Here is a 21,222-nt window from a genome sequence, read left to right on the forward strand (position 1 = left end):
TGAGTCGAATAGGTCGCAATGTTTAATTCTTTGAGCATGGTGTGCACGATTGGTTACGTGCACACGATCTTGCGATATGTGAGAAGTCAGTTCAAGGCGAGTTCACCGCGTGCTTACTTACGAGGAAGAGTATTTCGGCTACGAAATTTATGTCGAAAAAAATAGAGACAGATATCGAGGTGGATTTGAATGGTTCGTTTGCAAAGACGAAAACGAACTTGACGTTGGCTTAGCCTTTGCAGTCAGTGACGCTCTCGCCGAAGCACGTAAATTCGTGGACTCGGTCAGAACACCACTTGAAAACTCATAAGTCAGCGGCCCTCTTCAAACAGAAAAACCAGCGTCGAGTAGTTTTTCATGAATTTGGGAGATGACAGCGCACTGCTTTTCCGTCGGGATTTTCCGAGGAATCTGCGAAGCCAATCTCAATAAATCCGACTGGGTTGTGGTGAGTAGATTTCTTTGGATTGCCCAATTTCGCATTTGTTCCCACTGTACTGACGGCACATTAAAAACCGCTACTTGAGTAGCGATGCCATTGTCTGTTGCCTGAATTTCGCGTGCATCCTTGGCTGCATTCTTCACGAAGCTTGAATCCACCAACGCAGATTGAATTCCTGAACTAAGCTGAATTTTTTCAGACTTAATCTGATCCCAGCATGCCTGCATTTTTGCCCACTCTGTGACGTTGTCTTTAGGCCGACCAGGATCAGTAAGCAATTCAAAGACACGAGCGGCTATGGTGGCTATTTGTTCAAGTATTGGAATTGAAACACCTTGCTTTGCCCAAATCCCGCGAAGATCAAGTTGTTTTCCATCGGCTTGTTCGGTGATCATGCAATTCAACTTTGCAAGCGTGTAGGTCACGATATTGGCTCGATACCCACCCTGATACCAATTCTGCTGCTTGACCAAAATTTCAGTTTGCCGAAACATAATCGCCAAAGCGATGAGGTCACGGAAATATTCTTCATTGAATTGCCGCTCATCTTCACCCCAAGCCTTTGCAATTACGTCCGCAAAAAGCAAGAAGTTCTTTTGAGCACCCATACTCACTTTATTGGGTAGCCCCCGCCAAGTGTTCACCAGTTTTGCAACATCGGTTTTAGACAGTAATTGCGATTTCGGGTTTTGAATCGCAAATTGCCGCTTTTGAGCGGGAGATAATTTGGCTTGTTCATTTACATATTGGCCGCGAGCCCGTTCATAAAACCAATGACTTCCATGCTGGGCACTCCCAACAGGGGGAGCAAAAATTCTTCTTGAAAACTCTTCCAACCTGATGTGATAGGCATGGTTTGCAAAGAAGTCTGCATCACTGACTTTGTTCTGACTATTGGCATACCGTGCAATATCAGGAATCAATGAACTTGCTTTTTCAGGAGGGAGGACCGAAAGCTTCATCTGGACCATCACCTTTGACAGATCAGCGCCTTCAGAATTGCCGAGTGAGTTTCGTGCTGCTTGCGCAAGTGACGCAGTGGTTTGACCCCCGTTGACAATCTGTAGATTGGTTGCGCTCAGTATCTTTGGCCCCCGTGAGGTCTCTTCGATGACAACGTTTTCTGCTGTGGCAGCAATGCCATTATTGAATGCAAAAAACATTTCAGGTTGCTGTCGAATAGTCAACTGGATTTTTGCGTTTACTTTTCCTCTGGTGCTAAGAAAAGATCGAACATTTCCTTCAAGGAGCCTACTTCCATATCGATCGTAAATTCCAGCAAGAACGTTGCCCGAAATCATGCACAAATAGGCTTGATATTCGCCTTCAGCACTGGCTGCCATAAGGCAAGACAACCCATCGCCAGTGCCAAAGTCGCCAAAATCAACGACGAGTTCATCTCTTCCTGTTGCAGATATATAGGCACGGTGCAATCGGGCAACATCCCAAATATGATGCTCAGCTTGAATACCGGAAATGTCAGCATCAGGCCAGTCTTTAGCTTTTGACTTCAATTGTCCGTCGCTAACCAAGTAAAGTCTGTATCTGGTCACCTTTGAGTGCCAGTCCCGGAGGTCAGATGCAAGACCATGCCCAGGCTGGCTCTCTTCGATTGAACCATCTGTCAAGTTACCTTTCAGCGCCTCTTCGACAAATGATCTAAGCATCCCAAATGACTTCATTGCATCCGCAGTATTGAAGGATGGCATGTCATCATCGTTGGAATAGTCTGCGATAAGTAAGGCAAGAGAGTTGTCAGCATCGTCGAATGCATAACCGTCTATTTGCAGCTTTCTCTTTCCGCTTGTACCTTCGTATCGGCATGCGACAAAGTCTGCAAATTCTTCTGCATCAGTGAGACGCTCGCCGACCTCATCCACGAAACCAGCGCGATTGAAATCCAAATTCGATTCAGCCCGGGCACGAACAGTTTCCAGCAAATCTTTACGAAACTCTGATAAATCCATTAGGGTGCTCTCCGGGAATCAAGTGACATTGAATTCAATCGAAACTTTTCACAAGCGTTCAGAGACAATTCATATTTCACATGGCTCAATCCAATAGATATCTGGTTGCCCGTGATACGAGGAAAATCGCCATGCACAGAAAACAGTTGGCGCAATCGTTCACTCAAGCTGGGTATTGAATACTCTGGCCTGCTCACATATTTGGCAGTAGTTAAAGTGTTCTCAAAAATATCCATTGAATCAGGATCGTCTGAAAGTGATGTGCGAATATCTTCAACTAAGGTATTCAGACTGAACGAATCAGGCGCATTGTGCCCACTCTCCGCTAATTCAATAACTACCAGAAATAGAGTTCGAGACGTAGTTTGAAGTTGTGATTCTGACGAGATGGTGACTGAAGTTGCACCGGGATGAATCGTCTTGACTTCCCAAGCAGCGTTGTGTGTTTGGAAATCTTGGTCAGCACCTTTAGGCCCAACCCAAGCGCGAACTGCATCACTTTTTCCAATGTGAATAAATAGTCGCTTCAGCGTTAACAGTTCTCCGCAGAGTCCCCGAACCTCGTTTTCGCTTAATAAATCAGGCAACCCCCGCTCAAGAAGTTGACGCCAATTTGACAGGCGACGCAGTACATAGCCCAATGATTGATTGGCCGGCAATCCTGTGTTCCTCGAAGATTCGATCAGATCCTCGCACAGCATGGAAAACATCGGAGAAAGTCCGGCACTGTCCAATACCAACAGCAGTGACCATTTGCCGTCGTCACGCTTGAAGCTCTTGATGCGAATTGCGCGCATGTCGCGAATGGCAGGCGGTTCTTCTGGCGTGACCAGTAACAGCAGTCTGTGCTTTTCGTTGTCCTTGCCGAGATAAAAGTCCAACGGGTGACTGGCATCGAATAGTTGAAAAACGGCATGTAGTGGATCTGCCGCAATTGCGTCCCACCTGTCGTTGAGCCTATTCGCCATCATCATCCTCTTCTAGGTCATCATCGCTTGTGACTTCACTTGCAAGCATGTTTCGCAGTTCCACCAAGTTAATTCGATACCGGATACTTTGGCTGGCTAATTCGAGTTCGGGAAAGCTGAGGCCCAATGCCACCAGAGTACAACCATCAGGCAGTGGGTAATCCTTTTCTCCATCGCCGTCTCCCTCAACCGGCTTCAAGACATGCAACATCAAAAGTGGCTTTGTGCGGACTTTTCTGTAGGCACTTGATGGCACAGTAGTCTTCCCGGCGTTTTCGGGTGCCGTCATGAAATTGGTTTCGGCGCTCTTCACTTCATCAGCAGACAGGCCTGCTTTCTCGTCTGCTGGCGAGCCAACACGCATTTTTTTAGCATTGATGAGCAGCGACCGCTTTTCTGGCTCAACCAATATTTTTCTCTTCCGTCTTCGTACTTCCACCCCCTGTATAAGTGGATACTCTAATTCGCTTCCGCTGGGAATAGAGACATCCCATTGCAGTAATTTCTCGTCGTTGGATGATTCAATAAAGTCCGCAAGTGCGGAAGTTTGAAGTTTCAGATTCAGGGGATGACTGGCAAATCTTCTAAGGAATTCGACGATAAGCACTTTATCCACACCGATCCACAGTGGGTATTCACGCGTCGTACTTTTTGGGATACCAGCCACGAGTACCTGCTCCACAAGCCGCTGCGCCGCTTTGAAATTCCCGATGATTACTGTTGGATCACGCAACAGTCGGGTTGATTCCAAGCCCTCATTACTGATCGACATCAGATGCACGATTTCTTCCGAATCACGCATTTTGTTCCGAGCGGTTATCAACAAAGAATCGGGATGTGCTCTTACCCGCAACCCAAAGTCAATAGGTTTGAGCCGTGATACCTGCATCCGACGGATTTCGCCCCTGAGTTCATCAGTTGCCTCTGAAACGTGCGAATACCAATTTGCAGACTCTTCTGTTATCCAAATGCGGAACAAATCCTCATACCCAGGACGATAGCCAAACCAACGCCCCATTTGCAGAAGTGCGTCGTACATCTGAGTGCCACGATGGAAATAACTTACGCAAAGGCCCTCAAGAGTCAAACCACGCGCCAAGCTGTTGCCCCCAACCGCAATGACACGTAATCCGTTTTGCTTGTATAACGAATAATCCAAGCTAGCAGCGCCGGATTTCTGATTGACTGAACGTACCTCAATGGGCAGAGTTGCGGCGGTTAGCGCAGTTTGCACCTCTGCCCATGAAACTCCAGAGCCAGAATACTCGCTGTCAAAGACATCGTGCAGAGTTGCCATAGTGGCATTTTTTAGAGCTTCGTTTGTTGACAGCGAAGCGAAGTTCCGAATGTCCTCCTGCATCTTTCGCAGAAGCTCAAAAATCACATCCCTAACTTGGTTTTGAATGAGCGTGAAATGGCTAACGTTTATCAGCATTGAGCGATGACGCGGCATGCCCTTTCTGAGGTCCATGATGGCATTGACCACCAAAAAGCTCCCTACCGCATCAATCATGGATGGCGGAACTCCCTCGATGGTGCTGTCTGACTTTTGCCCTCGTGGGAAATAGACATCGGCATCATTTATATGGCGCAGGCAGTCGAGTGGTGAGTCATCACCGAAAATCAGTCTTGCCCCAACGTAATTCGTGGGTGCATCAAGCGCATAAATAAAGTCACGGGGAAAAAGGTCATCACCGACCATTGCGTCGGTTGTATCAGGATTGATAAAGACATTGGCAAAGGGTGTCGCGGTAAATCCAACGTAGCTTGAACGTGGGAATACCTTCAACAAGCTGCGAATTCCTCCATTTATTGCCGTTGCTTTTGCAGGATTTGTGTTGACCGAGGCATTGTCAGCTTCATCGTCAATCATCAGCAGAGGCAAGTTGATATGACCACTGTGGTTTGCATTGAAGGTGATTAGCCAATCTGTCAAATTTTCCAGGATCCGCTTGTTTTTCTTCACCACCAGCAGAACAGGCTCTTTGTAATCCCTAAGTTTGAATCCAAGCTGATTGACCGTCGCAGCCTTGAAGTCACCGATGGTTGAAGTAAAAACACCTGCCGCACGAGCGCCATTTACCAAACCAACACCGATTTCCCTGCGGTGACGGTTTCTGTTGACCACCCCAGAACTGTCCAAACCGACAAACCCTGAATCAAGACGCTCCTGGGTCTGTCTTCTCAGGCTTTCAAGCGTTCCAGTAAGCAAAATCACCAACTTGTACCCGGCATCGGCCGCTTTGCAGATAAGTCCCGTGTAGTTTGAGGTCTTCCCCGATTGCACATCACCCATTACGAGTCCACGGCGCGGCCAGCCATCTTCTCCATCGGGATTACCCATTAGGTCAAGAATGTCATCCGTAACCTTGTCGAGCGCAGTAACAACTTTGGGTGCCCAACCCTGCTTGCGCAACTCTGTTTGATACCGGCCCCAGTAAAAGGGCTCAATTTCGGCTTTTCGTGCCTGAAGCCACGGTGCATGGGTGTCAAATACGCATGTGCCGATGCCCATCTCGATAGTCAATGCCTCGTGCAAACGTCTTATGACATCCGAAAACTCCTCGTCCGATACAGAATAGAGAGGAATTGTTCGTAAGTGACCGGCAAGTGAAAGGATGTCGGCCTCTGACGGAACACCATCTACCGTCAATGCCGTAATGACACTCAACTCCAGCCTGCGGGCGTTGTCAGAGAGTTGCGAGCTTTTTTTCTCAGTCATCTTTTTGAATCTCCTCGACAATTTTTCGTGTCGCTTCAGGGTGAAGGTTGAATGGCTCTATCAAATGCAATGTCGCAAGCAGTGTCTTCCTGAGCGGCGACTTGGCGTCAAGCGCAGCAAACAGTGATCTAGCAACTTCCCGCAATCGTAGAGTGACCTCTTCACCGTTGAAGGACGAGCGCAAATCCGATGCCATCCGCGAATAGAGAGCATCTGCCGGGAAAGAACTCTCAATTACCGCGAGAACTGCATCGAAGTCTGATGCGTCGCTTTTCGATAGCCTGGAAATCAGGGTTTTAATTGATGGGTGATCACGGTTGATGTCGAACCTCACTCCTCCTCGGTCTATCACCTCATTCCATCCAGCCGTGATTTCGCCCCTGTCAACGGAGCGCCCACGAAAGGCAATAGTTCTGCCGCTCACCTGCCGAATTCTTTCAACAGTTCTTCTGAGATTGAAACGAACTGCCTCAGGGGGATGCGCAGCCGATTTCTTGATATCCAAAGTCCACAGGTGATCCAATGAGTTGGGTATGTCCACGCGAACCCTTGCCAGTTTGCTCAACTCATCTTTCCTGGCCAAGCGGAACCATGTTCCCCAAACAATCAGTCGCCGGTTTCGATAAATATAAAAGCCTTGCTGATTTCTGAGTCCATCGCTTCCACCGGCACGCGCCATCTCTTCAGGAGACAGCTTGCTTGCATGCGGCAAGATGTAAGGCTTAACCGTGACTCTGTGGCCTTCGACGCTAAAGCTGTCTTCATCAAGCGTCTGGGTGGCTTTGTGGTCGGACAGGAATGGATCAATGGGGGGCAGCGGATTTCCGTTCGTGCTTATCGCCAAGCGCGATCGACCGGATTCAGCGAAAATGTATCGGTGAAAGACCAGGGAAAGGTGACCGCGGGCATGGTCCATTTCGCGTCCAAGGGCAACCTCAACAGAGCTTTCACCTACGGTCAGTCTGTCCAAGTTTTGCCATAAAACAATGGTTCCCTTTTTTTGAGTCCATAGCTGATTGACGTGGGGAAGCTTTGCGATGTCGTCTGCGTCCAATTCCAGCATGATCCAGGAACTTCGTTTTACAACGACATCAAGATCCCAGCAATAAGCGCATATCAAACCGTCGCGCAGGGAAATCACGGTCGTTCGCCGACACTGCGATAGTGACGATGTCTTCATGCCCAGACCATAACGCCCCATATCCTCGATCCGCCTAGTTTCCAATGGACTGGTGCTTCCATGTCTCATTGCTTTTGCAAGGCTGTCTTTTGACATACCGTCGCCATCGTCAATGACTGCGATGTAAGGCGTATCGGTTGGACGAAATTCAATCCCGATGTGCTTGGCTTTTGCTGAAATGCTGTTGTCGATAAGGTCTGCCAATGCAGATTCGAGCGAATACCCAATTGAACGCATTGACTCCAGCAATGATGGAGCATGTGGTGGGTTTTCGATCTCCTTCATTTTCGATAAGCCGAGAATTGAAATTTGATGAACGCGGCTGATTCTGCGTCCCCCTTTGGACGCATCTTCCGCCTGCGTTCCCCGTACAGCCAGAAGCTTGCCGATCCGGAGATTTGGAATGAAAGCTGCAAGTTGTCCACAGAAAATTCTGCCCGTTAGTGGGACGGAAGACCGGATTCTTGGTGGGGATGAGCCGTGTTGCTACGATTTGGGCATCCGCGTGGGGTGCTGTCGAAGCCATCAGACCCAGCATTTGGATGCCATGGGTTCAAAAAAAGTCTTCGACAGACAACAGCCACACGCGGTGAAACGTGTTGAAACCCCAGAGCAAGCATCAGTTTTCTCCCCCCCAAAATTTGTATTTTGGGTTGATTATGGCTGAGTCGCCGGGCAAGCCTTTGCACGACATCTACAAAGCTGTACCCGACAGATTACTTCTTGAATATGGAGTTGACGACCTCTGCGATCTGGAACGCCAACAAGGGCGGAACAGCATTCCCGACCTGGTGGTACTGCTGAGTTCGATTTCCCTGGAAAAAGTAGTTGTCCGGGAACGTTTGAAGTCTTGCAGCCTCACGAACGGTAAGGCTTCTGCATTGTGCGGGATCTGGATGAATGAAGTAATGTCCGTCTTTGGCGATATGACTGGTCACCGTGGTGCTTGGAATGTCATACCGCTGGACTCTGAACCTGTCCACGAACTTGCCACTTTCCCAGTTTGCATGAGCAGGTGCCAGACCTTTCAAGGAGAACTCAAGATGACCTTTCGGAGTTCTCTTATTCACCTCAGCAAACACCGATGCGTAAAGGTAGCGACCAAGATCGCTGTCCATATGCGACCGGGCTTCATGATTGAGCCAGACTTCAATGTCTTTGTCCTGAACCCACTCATCGTACCTGGACAGGCTTTCATTTTTTCGCGACTGCTGGCGCTTTTCAAACCGCAGGGATCCTACGGGAAGATTCATTCTTATTTCTGTTGTCAGATCGTCCAGGCGAGAAGCAATTAGTGGAAGTTTTTTTCGCTGGGCCTCTTTCGACAATGACCGGCCCAATGTAATGACGGCATCACGCCAAGCCATTGCGGAATCATCATGGCTTAATCGACTTCTCAATTTTGGCAGTTGGCCAATTGCTGACCGGACTGAAACTTCTTTGGCTATCGGTTGCAAACGGACATCATCCTGCGCAATGTCCTCCCGAATTCCAAGCAAAATTACCCTGTGCCTAGCCTGCGGAATTCCGTAGTCCTCGGCTCTAATAATGAAATCTCTTGCGTCGATATCAGAAGGATCCATCCCTGCCTGAAATTTTGTCGATGTTGACAGTGAGTGAATGCTGTACCTCGGACCGTATCCACCACTGATGGCTTTTACAGGGTCGCGCAAATCAGTCAGGATGTCATGGAATATCTGTCGCCCACCGACACTGGAGGAAAGTATTCCCTTGACGTTCTCCATGACAAAAACGGCAGGCTTTGAGCTAGCCAAGATTCTCAGGTATTCACGGTAGAGAAAATGCCGGTGGTCTGCCTCCGCACTGTAGCCTGATGTACCTCTATTTCTTGCCCGTCCAACAAGCGAATAGGCTTGGCAAGGCGGACCACCGATCAAGACACTTTTCCCGTCTTTCAGTTTCAAATTTTCAAGGATGGCATCAAGTGTTTCATTGCTGGCAGGATCCCCTAAAGTAAGTTTTCTTGCTTCCGCCTGCGCCAAAGACCAAAGTGCGGGGCATTGACCTGACGGATGAAGTGCCAACGGCTGGTTGCAGTAGTCGTAATAGGCTGAAATTGCCTTTGAATCGCCCTTCCTTTTTGCCAGCCTGTAAAACGCACGCATTGTGAGTGTGCTGTGTGCGCTGTTTTCCATCTCTGCCGAAACAGAAATTCTGAACGCATTACCGTCCTCAGCGGCCGCAAAGCCTTCGCCGAGCCCACCTGGCCCTGAAAACAAATCAATTACTTTTATGGTCATTATTTTTAGAAAGTCAGCCCTGTTCCAGACGCGATGCAGCGTTGCGTGCCTGATTGTCCCCGAATCCAAATAGCGATTTCATCCATGACTTCGTCCAGATGGCCTCTCGCATGCCGCCCTTTCGTAGTGCATTCCCACACAATCAAAATCCTCCAGCCAAGTTCAAGAAGCTCGTGGCTAACGCGTTCATCCCTGAGCTTGTTAGCCATGAGTTTTTTCTCCCAGAATTCGCGGTTGCTGCCCGGCATCTTTGACAGACTACAGCCGTGCAAGTGCCAGAAGCATCCATGAACAAAAACAAGCACCTTCCAACACGGGAGAACGATATCAGGCTTGCCAACCAGTCCCAGCGAGCTTTTTGCGAACCGGAAGCCACGACGATGAAGTGATGAACGCACCAACTTTTCGGGTTGTGTTCCTTCTGACCGGATTCCGGCCATCATCCGGCTTCTGGTCTTTACATCGACAACATCAGTCATAAAAAATGTTCCGTGCTTGGGTAACCAACTCTTCCAGGATACCAGGTTTCTTGCCCTGCATTTGAAGTGTCAAAGCAACTCGCAGTCAAATATTTTCCCAAGTCGAAAAGTTATCCATCTCCTCTGTACCAATGCAGAAAAACCTGCAATCATTGTTCCAAAAATAGTGTTCAAACACCATCGACCTGCAATATCCAGAAAGTTGAAATGCAAATTACCGTCCAATCCCTGGCGCTTGAATTTAGTCATGCTCTTAGGTCTGAATTGTCAGCAGAAGAAATGCGAGTTGTTATACAAAGGAATCGTGCGCAACTTTCACCCAATATCTGCCACTCACATGATTTTTGCGACGCAAACATGGTGCTTCATGCTGTCTTTCTTCAACATGGCATGGATGCGGCTGATGAAGGCGGAATGGACCGCTGGGGTGAGCTTTGGGATCACGCGTGGAATATGGCTAAAGCTGAAGAATTTCTTATCTCGGGTCATACCCTGCATTAACTTGAACTTACAGACGATGTTTAAGCCCGACCAAGTGGAAATATTGATGATGCTTCAAGACACTCGCGCCGAAAATTTGGGGTTAATTGCCAAGCCAGTCCTCGCTGAACTCTTCCACTTATCAACTCTGTGAAGACCATTGTTTGCAGGAAATATTCAACTTGCCGATGTGTTCGGTAGTTGAGATAGTTTTATAAACATTTCATTTGCCTGGCTGCCAATAGCCTGAGAAAATGGAGCAGCATTTTGCTGCAATAGCAAGGTGTATTGACTGACGCGCCCTGCGTTGGTTTGGTTTTTCTCCCCCAATTCCCCACTTGATTTTTTCTTGTCATGCCCTTGGCGTGTATTGGCTAAACACGTCTGTGCGCCCAAGGGTTTGGGGATTATTTTTCTTCAACCTCAGGTAGCGATAACTCTCAGTTATCGACAGCCAGAAAGCCCTTCAAAATGACCAATATTTCCACCAAAAGCACAGGCACGACAACCGTTCGCAAGTCCAATACCGCCACTATCAGCAACCAGTCACCGAAGCCACCACAGGCCGTTCTGGACGGTTTATCAGCTACTGCTGACCGCTTCATGGAAGCTGCACAGTCCGAAGCCAGCAAGTGCGCTTACGCCAGCGATATTCGCATGTTCGCTGCCAGTGGCATCACGGTTCCGGCCACCGCTGCGCAAGTGATCGAGTACCTGGCCAAATTCGCCGGAAATCTTTCCGTGGCAACCCTTGAGCGTCGGCTTATTTCTCTGCACAAAGCCCACCTCGAAAACTCTTTGAAATCCCCGACTGTTCACATCACGGTGAAACGCACCATGCAAGGCATCCGCCGCACGTTTGGCACCAAGCAAAAGCAGGCACGTCCAATGGTTAAGGACGACTTACTGGAGGCAATGGTAATGATCGACCGCCAGAAACCGATCAAAGCAGCGCGTGACCGTGCGTTACTGCTGGTGGGGTTTGCATCCGCGATGCGTCGTTCTGAACTTGTGGCGGTTATGGTCGAACAATTGACATACCTGCCCAACGGCGTAGAAATCTTTTTGCCCCACAGCAAAACCGACCAAGAGCGGCAGGGCCGCACAGTCTTTGTGCCATTCGCCAATGGCGACCGTTGCCCGGTGCGTGCGTTGATGCAGTGGCTAGATGTTGCCGAAATCAAAGAGGGGTTTGTTTTTAGAGCCGTCACGCGCCATGACCGCATTGCACGGCATGGTTTGTCTGCGCAATCGGTGGCGCTGGTGGTGAAGTCATCGGTGGCACGTGTGGGCGGTGATGCCGGAAAAGTCAGCGGCCATAGCCTACGCGCTGGCTACTGCACTCAAGCGGCGATGAGCGGGCTGCAACCTTGGCAAATTCGTGAGCAAACCGGGCACAAGTCAGATGTGACCTTAGCCAAATACATCCGTGCCGTTGCGAAAAGAGCCATCCCCAGCTTGCTTTGAAAAAGGACTCCGAGCGTTACCTTACTGGTAACGCATTTTTTCCTTTGGATACTCTGCAGTATTGACCACTCTTCGATGCGGTGCAGTGCGACTCACCCGAGCAAGGGCAATCTACAGGTGATATAAAACGCAATTACGAGACTATGTATACCAGTTGGGTTCAAGCGAGATGTCTCATTAAAGCTTGTACGGAATCTGTTGATGATCGCCGCCTGAAAATTTTGCGCTAATCGATTCGACTTGTTCTATCGTCAGGCCACGAGTCAGCGCCTCCTCCGCGACCCAAGTCCAAAACAACGCGCTTTGGCCAAGTGCCGAAAGGTCTACAGTTGTGATTTCTCCCCGCCATCGTCCCAAGGCGACTTGAGTTGTTGAATTAGACATTGTTACGTAGACGGTGACATTCTCCTCCTTGTCCCCGGGAGACCACATATCAGGTGGCGCAAAACCCGTGTGAACCATTTGATTTATTACGTGGCGTAGCCGCTGCTCAGTTAGGTTCGACCCATACTCGCGGCGGTACATATCTACGGGCAGTACAGTAAGAACTATCCCTGACACAACTTCTTGAATCGCAATCAAGACGGATTTGTCAATATGACTCCATACGAGCCTATGAACCAAATTGGTTCTTGCTGACCTTCCGACTTTCTTTCCGACACCAGAATTCAGTAAGCCCAAGAACTCTTGTTCGGAAATATTGAACCGTTCCTGGATTCGCTCTCTGGCATGGTTTGAAAGTAGCGACGGTGGGAAAATCATTGAGAGGCACGAATAGCTGAATTAGTGACTTTTTGCGGTGATACGCGCCGTTGACTATAGCCCAGCACGAGGAGCAAAGAGGTCACGCTCGGTCTTCTTAATGCCTTGCAAAAGAGTCCACGACCGTTGCCATCGGGCCTCGATCGCCACATCAGCTAAAGTCGGCGAAGGGAGAAGTAACAATGATTGCATTTCTGATTGACGCAGACAACTTTTCATCACCTGCATGGATAGATGAGGCGTTCCAGACGATTGAGCGGACTGAAGGCTCAATATCAATTCGACGGGCCTATGGCAGTGCTGAAAATTTGAAGGGGTTGGCAGACACGCTCCGTATTTGGGCTGTTCGTCCATTCGCTAATCTGCCACTTCCCAAGAACACTACCGATATGTCGCTGGGTGTGGACGCGATGGAGTTGGCCTGCATTGCTCCAAGGCCAAAGCTGATTGTTATCGGTTCGGGCGATCTGGACTTTGTGCCGCTGGTTGTGCGACTTCGAGAGCGGGGCATCAAGGTCGTTTGCATCACCGAACGCAGCAAGATGGCGCAAGATGCTGTGCCAGCCTACGATCAAGTGATCTATGTGGGTGGCGGTCAAATTGACCGGCCCAATGTACCGGAAGCCAAACCAGTAGCAGCGACTCCTGTACGTGCCGCAGCCAAAAAAACAGCAACAAAATCACCTGCATCCAAGACTGTGACCCCCAAGCCAGCAGCGGCTAAAAAGGCGGTGGCAAAAAAGGTGCCTGCCAAAAAGACCGCTGGCGCGGCAACCGAAGCCGTCACAGTGCCAAGAATCCTATCGGCGGTGCCAAATTTGAAGGCTGGGCAATGGCAACCATTGGGTGATGTGGCAAAGGTACTGCACGACGAAAAGCTTCTCGCCAAGAGTGCGACCTCGACAAAGCTTTTTAAGAAGTTTCCGCACCACTTTGAGTTGATGCCAGCGGGAAAACCAAATCAAGTTCGCTTCATTCCGCCTTCCCAAGGATGACGGCCACTCGTGGCGTTCCAGATCACGGCAGCAGGTCATGCGTTCGTCCGACAGATTAGACTGGGCGCCTACGCTTGAAAAGAAGTAAATACTCAGGGGAAAAAAATAATGTTAGTTTACGGAAGCAGCTTCACCTTTGAACCCGAAGGCGGGCCTCAGAAGATCATTGAATGTGTAGCGCGTTGGGCTGGTTTTCGTGCCAATCGAAGTTCGGTTGATCCGGCAATTCTGTCCCAAGGAATTCGAGAGCTTCGTCTCAAAGACAACAGCGTACTGACTTCCCGAGTTACGCCAGATGACGGCAATCGCCCGACATACCCGTACTACTTTTGCGCGCAACTCTCTCACGGGGACAACCAGGTCCCAGGCCGCCGGTGGATGACCGAAATTGGGATGCGCCAGGATTCTGAAGCCGCTCCAATTCTTTGTACTGTTTTGCTGAAAACTGATGAAGTTAGCGCCCGCGTCAATGCACCCATCCAAGTAACTCGACCGAAGGTGGTTGAGCAACTTACCCAGCAATGCCGACCCAGCGGCTTTACACCTGGACTCAAAGTAAAGCGTCTCGACGAAGACAGCGCAGCGGCATTCCTGAGGGAGGTGGAGCGCGAAGACAGGCACTGGCCAATCGTAATCATCAGTAGCGCCCGCGACGGAACTTACCCCGTATCACCAGAGCGCATGCGGTCCCTGCTGGTTGGAATTGCCGATGTTGTGGAAGTTACGAATGAGGTAGACACCTTCAAAGTTGAAGAGACTCTGGGGCGGCGATATGGAGCCTGGGGTGGCGCTGTCAATATCATCTTCCTAGCCCGTAGAGGAGAACGCGCGAAGTTCTGCGAGACAGTACTGTTCCGGCCAAATGAATTGGCTGAAATGGGTGAAGACGGGCGAACCGTCGAGTCGGAAATTATGACTACGGTCACCCACCGGACTAACCTGCCATTTTCTTGGCGGCACATCTCGCTTGAGGTGGTTAGTCAAGCGGCCTTTCGTACGCAATTGGCAAAAAGCATTTTGCGGGCTAAACAAGGTGATGAATCCGCTGAGTATGCTGAATTGCTAGAAGCTGCTGACAGTGAACTCCGCACAAAGGATGAACAAGTGGAGGGCCTACGCCGCGATATTGAAGAGCGTGATGGTCATGTTGATAAATTGCAGGCGGACATCGAGGGGCTGAAGCACGCTCTCAGTGGACGACAGTCATCGACTAGCCCTAACGACAGTGACTTATCTGCATTGGTCCCACTGCGAGAGGCAGTTTCGGGTGTTATCACTGACGACCTTTCTCTTGAACAATCGCTGAATTTGATCAGCATTCTTTTTTCTGATCGCATTGTCGTTCTTGACTCTGCACTGGATGCCGCACAGGATTCTGATGCCGAAAACTTCAAGTATGGAAAGAGGGCTCTTGATCTTCTTTGGAAGCTTGCCAATGGATATTGGCAAGCACTCGCTGACGGTCGTGGCGATCAACATGCCAAGTCTGCCGTCGGCAACAATGCGTATGCTCAAAATGAGGGGCAAGCATTGACTAGCGAAGGTCGACGACGCAGGACTTTCAGCTATCGTGGGCGCGATTTCACTATGGAGAAACACCTGAAGATTGGTGTTAAAGACAGTTCAACCGAAACCTTGAGAGTTCATTTCGAGTGGATGGCTGATGAAAAACGCCTGGTGATCGGCCATTGTGGGAAGCACTTGGACTTTTGATAAGGTGGTTATTGGTTAGCATGCTGACAATACTTTGATGGTTTCCGATCCAACCACGCGGCATCTTCGATGTCCTGCCTGCACTGTTCCAACAGACGATAGACCTCCGGTAGCAGTGATTCCGGCACTCTGACAACCGTGGTGGCTTCGCGGTACGGGCTGCGGCAAAACGCTTTTGCCGGGGCAGTCTTCATCTGTTTCGGATGTTGTGAGTTGTTTTTAGCAATGGTCATGGCTGTTACAAGCGTGGTTACGATGCCGTCAAATTAGCGGGAACCGGACTTTTACGGGCCGGCGTTGCAAAAGTTGCGCGTGTTGCGCCGATTGCGGGTGTGGTGCGCAACGCCCTTTTCAGGCACAGATACTTTCAAACGGCGTTGGACAGGCTTGTCGGCCATAAAGCGACTCGGCTGTTCAAACCATTGCCGGGTGCGTGAATGAAAAACAGGCGCGAAGTACAGCCGCACAGACTCTCGGGCACGGGTGACGGCTACGTAAAGCAAGCGACGTTCTTCAGCAAGCATCTGTTCGCCCTGTGCCAAATACAACGGCAGTTGCCCATCTGCCATGCCCACCACAAAGACGTGATCCCATTCGCGGCCCTTGGCGGCATGGATAGTTGATGTCGTGACAGCACCAAGGTTCATGGCTCGGATGATGGAACGAACGTTCTTCGCATTGGCACAGCCACGGCAGATAGGCTCCCACCGCTTCAAATCATGTTGAACTCTCGTGTTGGCTCGTGCGCCGCCCATACACTTTAAGTACGAAGCTGCGCATTTCTTGTATCGGCTTTCTAGGGACGGCATGCGAGCGATCTTCTCAAGGCATCGGGCAAGTTGTTGCCACTCCACCGGGGCCACAGTCTTGACGTCCTTCAAAGCGCGTTGCACAGCCGCAGGGTCGATACTGTTTCTGCTGTGGTCAAAGCCTTCCACCAGATGGGTAAGATGAAGAACGCGCAGCGGGTGCTGTATGTCACGCTCTGTACCAAGCTGGTTGGTTTGAATGTTTTCGGCCAATAGGCTCTGCTCCACGGGCTTCAAGAAATCGCGTGTGCGTGCCAACACCGCTATCTTCTCGGGCGGTGTACCTGTTGCAATCAACTTCTGGATACTGGTTGCCACCGTGTAGGTCTGGGTGGTCAAGTCATCGTTGTGAATCAATTCAGGAAAGAATCCGTCACGCACAGCAACAATTGCAAGCTCCTTTGTGTGCTGAGCAATCGACGAAGCCAAGGCCGCTGTTTGCCGGGTCAGTCGCCAAGACGTTCGCATGGTCATTTGCACCACACCGCCCATGACGTTTTTGAGCGAGTTGTAGTGGTTGCCACCAAACCCATAAAGAGCCTGGTCAGCGTCACCGAACACCATGACCTCACTACCTTTTCCCGCCATTGCCGCCAGCAAAGCGGTTTGGGCTGTGCTGCAATCCTGATATTCATCGACCAAGACATGCGAGTAGCTGTTCCACTGCATGTTGCGTTTGATGCCTTTGACAGCAACCGTCAGCATGTCCCCGTAGTCCACTTTGCCAAGCTTGTGTTTGATGGCCGCGTATCTGGCTGCTATGGCCCCAACCACGTCAACATACCGATTGAGGGCTGCAAACTGGCCTGTTGAGACGGTCGTGGCGGGGGACAAATTGGCCGCATGTGTGTATGCCAGTGCATCGAGCATAAGCCGCATTTTTTGCTTGCTGTCACGCAGTTCACGAAGGGCAGTCTTGATCTTCTGCAGGCACTTCGATGCGACGGACAACACACCCCGTACAACGTCCTTCAGGGTCAGTTTGACGGCATCTGCCAGCAGCTTCAAGGCGTTGTTGTCGGACAGCACCGTGATGCCGGGATTGATCTTGGATGCGATTCCAAAGGCAAAGGCATGGGCAGTCTTGACGACTACTTGTGACAGGTCATGAATTTGTGATTTCTTGGTTTGAACCGTTGTGTGCGCTGTTGTGCCCAGCTCGTCTATACGGCGGCGCAGTTCACCGACTGTTGCTTTGGAGAAGCTCAACACCAATATCTTCCGTGCCGGGATACCAGTGGTGACAAGGTGCCAAATGCGATGCCCACAAATGGTGGTCTTGCCGCTTCCAGGACCGGCCAGCACTTCTACGCGCTTTGCTGTTGTCTTGACTATTTGCTGGGATTGATTGATCTGGGTAGGCATTGAATTGACTCATTGGTAGTTACTGACACACGCTATTTACAAGAGTCAATTTGTGGAAATGGTTATGCTGGTTTTGTGCCTGATTGGGGCAACGCATGTGCCATGCAATACCGAAATCAATTTCAAAACAATGAGTTTCAGATGGAGTTTGATAGTGGTGAAGCTGACTGAATACTTCAATATATGGAAAGAATAGTCTTCTGTATCAGCCACGGTAAGTCGATATCAGGCTTGGTCTTGCAGCCACTGATTCCATGAAATAGTCGTCAGCAGGCTTTGTAAGTCCGGGGTGGATTTCAAGGCGTTGTGCAAGACAAATGTGCCGTCTTCGGTATGCTCGTCAATCCACTTGTTGCCCCGTTTTAAATATGCAGGGTTACTGGCGTTGGCTTTGCCACCCAAGCACTTGGCCAACTTGCGACCAAGCTCGGTTTTGTTTGTAATGTCATAGAGCCTTATCCGCTCTGCCCAATGGCGATCATGGTCAAACATGATCAGATCGTCGATAGAAGCGATGCCGATTTGTGCGAGTGCATCCTTGCCAGAGGCACGCCATTCAAAGTGAAAGTCCGGGTCGTCCTCATCAAGTGGCCGTGCGTTGTTGATCTTGCTTGGGCGGTCGGGGTATAAAACGATGCGACTCCCTTTTTTGGTTGGTGGCCCGCAATACCAAGTGCCTTTGTCTTGGTAGCGCATAAACGTGTGGTGTGAATACGGGAGGAATACAGCGGCCAAAAAGGCGTCCATCAATCTAGTGGCGGCTGTTGCATTTCTCACCAGAATATCGCGTGCGACTTCAGCGTAGGTGACATCGACTACCATCTCCCGGCCAATAAGCTCGCGCAGCAAAATCAGGCACTTCGGCGTTGGTTGAAACATGCTCATCGAGAGTTTGCGGTTAGCATGGAATTCGGGCTGACGTGCAGTGACTTTCAGGTCGCCGCAGTGAGGCTCCAACAAAGCTATATCGAATGGCAACTCCGAACGGTCAAACCAAAATATCGCGTGGTCGAAGCCATCAGTGACGATGGGCACATCCGTTTGAAGCCGGGTGCGGGATGGTGTTTTCATGTTGGATTCTTTTTGTTAGTGCAACATCAAATTAGCCGTTACAGATAACGACCAAAGGCCCCCGGACACCAGCATTGCGCCAACATCAAGGGGGATGGCGTTGTCACACTGCGTGCGACGTGTCTGGAAATTCACTCCACTCGCGGCCAAGGATTACGCGACCAGCGGCCTTTTTGCCAACGCGAACCATCGGAATTTCATTCCCGTTGGCCTTGAACACCGGAATCGTGCGGTACTGTTTGCCGTTGGCGCTCACGATCTTGAGCGGCACGTAGTCGCCCCATTGCTTGTAAAAAACAGCCGTCCCGGCTTCCTGACATTGCTCAATCAGACTTTTTGCCCATAGTGGGTTCATTGGTCGTGAGTGATGTCCGGCTTCACCGCCAACGATGACCCAATCAATCTTGGCACCGTTGGGACCTGGCTGAAGGTACTTGCGAATATCCACTGGCCCAAGCAATGGCTCACAGGACAAGAAGCGCACCACTGCACGGTCATGCTCCAGCAGGTAGCGAATGCGCTTGTCGGCGGCATCTTGGTTTTCCACGCTTGTGCCCAGCCACAAGTTAGGCGGATAGTCGTAGTCCGGCGGGAGCAGTTTCTTGATGTTCTGCGGACGTTTAGTAAGCACCTGCCAGTCAAGCATTGGCGTGCGCTTGATCAAATTGATCAGGCGTTGGCGGTGAGGCACCAAGTCGGGACGGCGTTCAAAAACATCGGCCATTGAGGCGCAAAAGACCTTTTTACGCTCACCCGCTTCGATAGCCATGCGGTTCCACAGCAGTGGCTGATCCCAGTTGCTTTCGCTCAAGAGACGGCGCTCCTTGTCATGTCCCCAAAAGTCATGACCCCAGCGGCTCGACAACGAGCTTGCGTAGCAGTTGTCACAACCGTCACTTACTTTGACGCATCCCCACCATGGGTTAAAGGTGCTGTCCGTCCATGCGATTTCTGTCTCTATTGCCATGTAATTTCTCCAAATATATTTGCGACCACGGCACTTTGGGCATGGCTCCGCCCAGCAGACTCGTTTGAGTCCGTTTTTGCCGTTGTCTATGGGTTACTTAATCCGGTGCCTTTTCAGGGGCACCGTGATGGGTCAGCAGTGAAGAGCGTTGCGACAATTGCGCAGATTGCGGAACATTGGCGCAACGACTTCTGCTTGTTCACTCCTCTTGCGATTCATCGTCCAAGTCGTCGCTGTCATCGTCATCGTCGTCTTGGTCATCGTCATCGTCATCGTTGTCTTGGTCATCGTCATCGTTGTCGTTGTGCTCATCATCTGCACCGTCCCAAATTGTTGGGGTTGGACGATGCCCACTCGACTTCGACTTTGGTTTCGATGCGTCTTCAGCGTCGCTTTCCTCAAAGTCGAAATGCGCCAGCATCTTTTTGATCCAGTCTTCGGGCATGACCACTGGAGCACTGCGTGGCAGCTTTTGAAGCTGGCGGGTGACATTTGAAGGATGCAATTCGACAACCTTTGCAATTTTGGCGTTGGTACGCCCGGCACAATGCAAGTACCACAGTGCGCGAACATTGCTTTTCTTGCTGACGAACGGTGCGAATGACACATTGATGCGACGGTTCGCATAGCTCAAGCTGCACATCACTTTTCCGATGCCCATGCGATGCATGCCGCGTTGGCTGTGGACGTCGAAGGACATAGCCAAATCTTGATCAAAGTCAGGCTCAACTTCATCGACCTCGACAAACTCTTCACAGAGAGCGGGTAGTTCGCTCTTTTTGAAGCCTTCGGGGCAAGCCAGCATCACAATGACCAGCACTCCAGCCATTTTGGCTTCAGCGCGATACTGATTCAAGGTGTCAGCCAGTAAGAGACTGCTTGCATTTGAAATGGCTTGACTAAAGAGTACGACTGGTTTTTCCCCAGATGCGCCAGCGGCACGAATCATCGGAATCACGTTGCTAGCGGCCTCATCACCGCAAAAGTTGTAGCTGCCTGAACGGCTGCCAACCATACTGATCTTGTATTCCACGCCGTCCGGTGGTGCCTCGCAGAAACTGCTCTTTACCAAGATATTTTTTTGCTGCTGGGGTGTTCCTGCATAGAGGTCAATGACCTTTTTGGGCTGGTCAAACTGAAAACCAAGTGCATTGCCTGCGCGCATTGCTTGGCCTAATATTGCCAAACGTGCGTCGTTGAGGGTGTCTTGGTTGTTTGCGCCCACGATCATCAAGCCTGAAGGTATGACCGTATCAATCGGGAGAAGGCTGCTTTTCATGCTGCGTCCCCTTGCTTCTGGTCACGGGAGGCAATGCACGACTGGATGTATGCCTGAATTTCGCTGGCAGGCCAGCCTTTCAGACGTGGGCCAATCGGCACGCCGGGCTTCAGTACCCCAGCTTTGATGTAGTTGTAAAAAGAACTGTTCGACAGTCCTGTGAGCTTGAGAACTTCGCGCTTGCGGAGAAGCGCCTCGTGAGAAATTTGTACCATGTTTGGACTCCATCAAGTTGTTGAAAACTTTCGATGGACCCCGTCGAATCCATCTGCACCTCGCTGCGATGGATGTGATT

The 21,222-nt window shown here is 50.3% G+C and carries 19 protein-coding genes; 5 read left to right on the forward strand and 14 right to left on the reverse strand.

Annotation, left to right across the window (positions count from 1 at the left end; genetic code table 11):
• Window positions 1-324: 324 nt before the first annotated feature.
• The 4 genes from AC097N_RS12810 to AC097N_RS12825 are packed head-to-tail and all read right to left on the reverse strand — an operon-like array spanning window position 325 to window position 7,564.
• Entirely contained in the window at window positions 325-2,409 is a 2,085-nt protein-coding gene (locus AC097N_RS12810) for an AIPR family protein (RefSeq protein WP_479581414.1), read from the reverse strand.
• A complete protein-coding gene (locus AC097N_RS12815; RefSeq protein WP_479581415.1) occupies window positions 2,409-3,377 on the reverse strand; it encodes a PD-(D/E)XK motif protein in 969 nt (322 codons plus the stop codon). Before AC097N_RS12815 ends, AC097N_RS12810 begins: the two co-directional genes overlap by 1 nt.
• Entirely contained in the window at window positions 3,367-6,099 is a 2,733-nt protein-coding gene (locus AC097N_RS12820) for a Z1 domain-containing protein (RefSeq protein ID WP_479581416.1), read from the reverse strand. Before AC097N_RS12820 ends, AC097N_RS12815 begins: the two co-directional genes overlap by 11 nt.
• Window positions 6,092-7,564: an ATP-binding protein gene (locus AC097N_RS12825; RefSeq protein ID WP_479581418.1), complete on the reverse strand. Its 1,473-nt coding sequence runs from the start codon at window positions 7,562-7,564 to the stop codon at window positions 6,092-6,094. Before AC097N_RS12825 ends, AC097N_RS12820 begins: the two co-directional genes overlap by 8 nt.
• A 118-nt stretch (window positions 7,565-7,682) precedes the next feature.
• On the opposite strand from AC097N_RS12825, the gene AC097N_RS12830 reads away from it, so the two are divergent.
• A complete protein-coding gene (locus tag AC097N_RS12830) occupies window positions 7,683-7,946 on the forward strand; it encodes a hypothetical protein (protein WP_479581419.1) in 264 nt (87 codons plus the stop codon).
• Window positions 7,947-7,995: 49 nt separating this feature from the next.
• Here AC097N_RS12830 and AC097N_RS12835 read toward each other — a convergent pair whose 3' ends face one another.
• Together AC097N_RS12835 and AC097N_RS12840 are read right to left on the reverse strand one after the other, a co-directional pair.
• Window positions 7,996-9,540, reverse strand: coding sequence for a DNA cytosine methyltransferase (locus AC097N_RS12835; RefSeq protein WP_479581420.1), 1,545 nt, complete (start codon window positions 9,538-9,540; stop codon window positions 7,996-7,998).
• Window positions 9,541-9,545: 5 nt separating this feature from the next.
• Window positions 9,546-10,019, reverse strand: coding sequence for a very short patch repair endonuclease (locus tag AC097N_RS12840; RefSeq protein WP_479581421.1), 474 nt, complete (start codon window positions 10,017-10,019; stop codon window positions 9,546-9,548).
• A gap of 207 nt (window positions 10,020-10,226) precedes the next feature.
• On the opposite strand from AC097N_RS12840, the gene AC097N_RS12845 reads away from it, so the two are divergent.
• Entirely contained in the window at window positions 10,227-10,520 is a 294-nt protein-coding gene (locus AC097N_RS12845; protein ID WP_479581422.1) for a hypothetical protein, read from the forward strand.
• 156 nt (window positions 10,521-10,676) lie between these two features.
• Here AC097N_RS12845 and AC097N_RS12850 read toward each other — a convergent pair whose 3' ends face one another.
• Window positions 10,677-10,895, reverse strand: a complete 219-nt coding sequence (locus AC097N_RS12850; protein ID WP_479581423.1) for a hypothetical protein — start codon at window positions 10,893-10,895, stop codon at window positions 10,677-10,679.
• Window positions 10,896-11,102: 207 nt separating this feature from the next.
• Here AC097N_RS12850 and AC097N_RS12855 point away from each other — a divergent pair, with 207 nt between their 5' ends.
• Window positions 11,103-11,966: a site-specific integrase gene (locus tag AC097N_RS12855; protein WP_479581425.1), complete on the forward strand. Its 864-nt coding sequence runs from the start codon at window positions 11,103-11,105 to the stop codon at window positions 11,964-11,966.
• A gap of 177 nt (window positions 11,967-12,143) precedes the next feature.
• Here the strand turns inward: AC097N_RS12855 and AC097N_RS12860 are convergent, their stop codons facing one another.
• Window positions 12,144-12,548 (reverse strand): hypothetical protein, encoded by a 405-nt coding sequence (locus AC097N_RS12860; protein ID WP_479581426.1) that lies wholly within the window; start codon window positions 12,546-12,548, stop codon window positions 12,144-12,146.
• 362 nt (window positions 12,549-12,910) lie between these two features.
• Here AC097N_RS12860 and AC097N_RS12865 point away from each other — a divergent pair, with 362 nt between their 5' ends.
• Complete coding sequence (locus tag AC097N_RS12865) at window positions 12,911-13,723, forward strand: NYN domain-containing protein (RefSeq protein WP_479581427.1); 813 nt, start codon at window positions 12,911-12,913, stop codon at window positions 13,721-13,723.
• Between the two features lie 378 nt (window positions 13,724-14,101).
• Entirely contained in the window at window positions 14,102-15,436 is a 1,335-nt protein-coding gene (locus tag AC097N_RS12870; protein ID WP_479581429.1) for a hypothetical protein, read from the forward strand.
• An 8-nt stretch (window positions 15,437-15,444) separates the two neighbouring features.
• On the opposite strand, the gene AC097N_RS12875 is transcribed toward AC097N_RS12870, so the two are convergent.
• The 6 genes from AC097N_RS12875 to AC097N_RS12900 all read right to left on the reverse strand — a co-directional run bounded on the left by AC097N_RS12875 (window position 15,445) and on the right by AC097N_RS12900 (window position 21,142).
• A complete protein-coding gene (locus tag AC097N_RS12875) occupies window positions 15,445-15,669 on the reverse strand; it encodes a hypothetical protein (protein WP_479581430.1) in 225 nt (74 codons plus the stop codon).
• Window positions 15,670-15,720: 51 nt separating this feature from the next.
• Window positions 15,721-17,610 carry a UvrD-helicase domain-containing protein gene (locus tag AC097N_RS12880; RefSeq protein WP_479581432.1) on the reverse strand — a complete coding sequence of 630 codons (1,890 nt, stop codon included), beginning with the start codon at window positions 17,608-17,610 and terminating at the stop codon, window positions 15,721-15,723.
• Window positions 17,611-17,835: 225 nt separating this feature from the next.
• Entirely contained in the window at window positions 17,836-18,681 is an 846-nt protein-coding gene (locus AC097N_RS12885) for a hypothetical protein (protein ID WP_479581434.1), read from the reverse strand.
• A gap of 103 nt (window positions 18,682-18,784) precedes the next feature.
• The gene (locus AC097N_RS12890; protein WP_479581435.1) at window positions 18,785-19,648 is read right to left on the reverse strand and encodes a DUF5131 family protein; all 864 of its coding nucleotides are present in this window, start codon (window positions 19,646-19,648) and stop codon (window positions 18,785-18,787) included.
• A gap of 199 nt (window positions 19,649-19,847) precedes the next feature.
• Window positions 19,848-20,927, reverse strand: coding sequence for a hypothetical protein (locus tag AC097N_RS12895; RefSeq protein WP_479581437.1), 1,080 nt, complete (start codon window positions 20,925-20,927; stop codon window positions 19,848-19,850).
• Complete coding sequence (locus AC097N_RS12900) at window positions 20,924-21,142, reverse strand: helix-turn-helix transcriptional regulator (protein WP_479581439.1); 219 nt, start codon at window positions 21,140-21,142, stop codon at window positions 20,924-20,926. Before AC097N_RS12900 ends, AC097N_RS12895 begins: the two co-directional genes overlap by 4 nt.
• Window positions 21,143-21,222 lie beyond the last annotated feature (80 nt).

It is taken from the genome of Rhodoferax sp. LS1R11 (genome assembly GCF_056521395.1).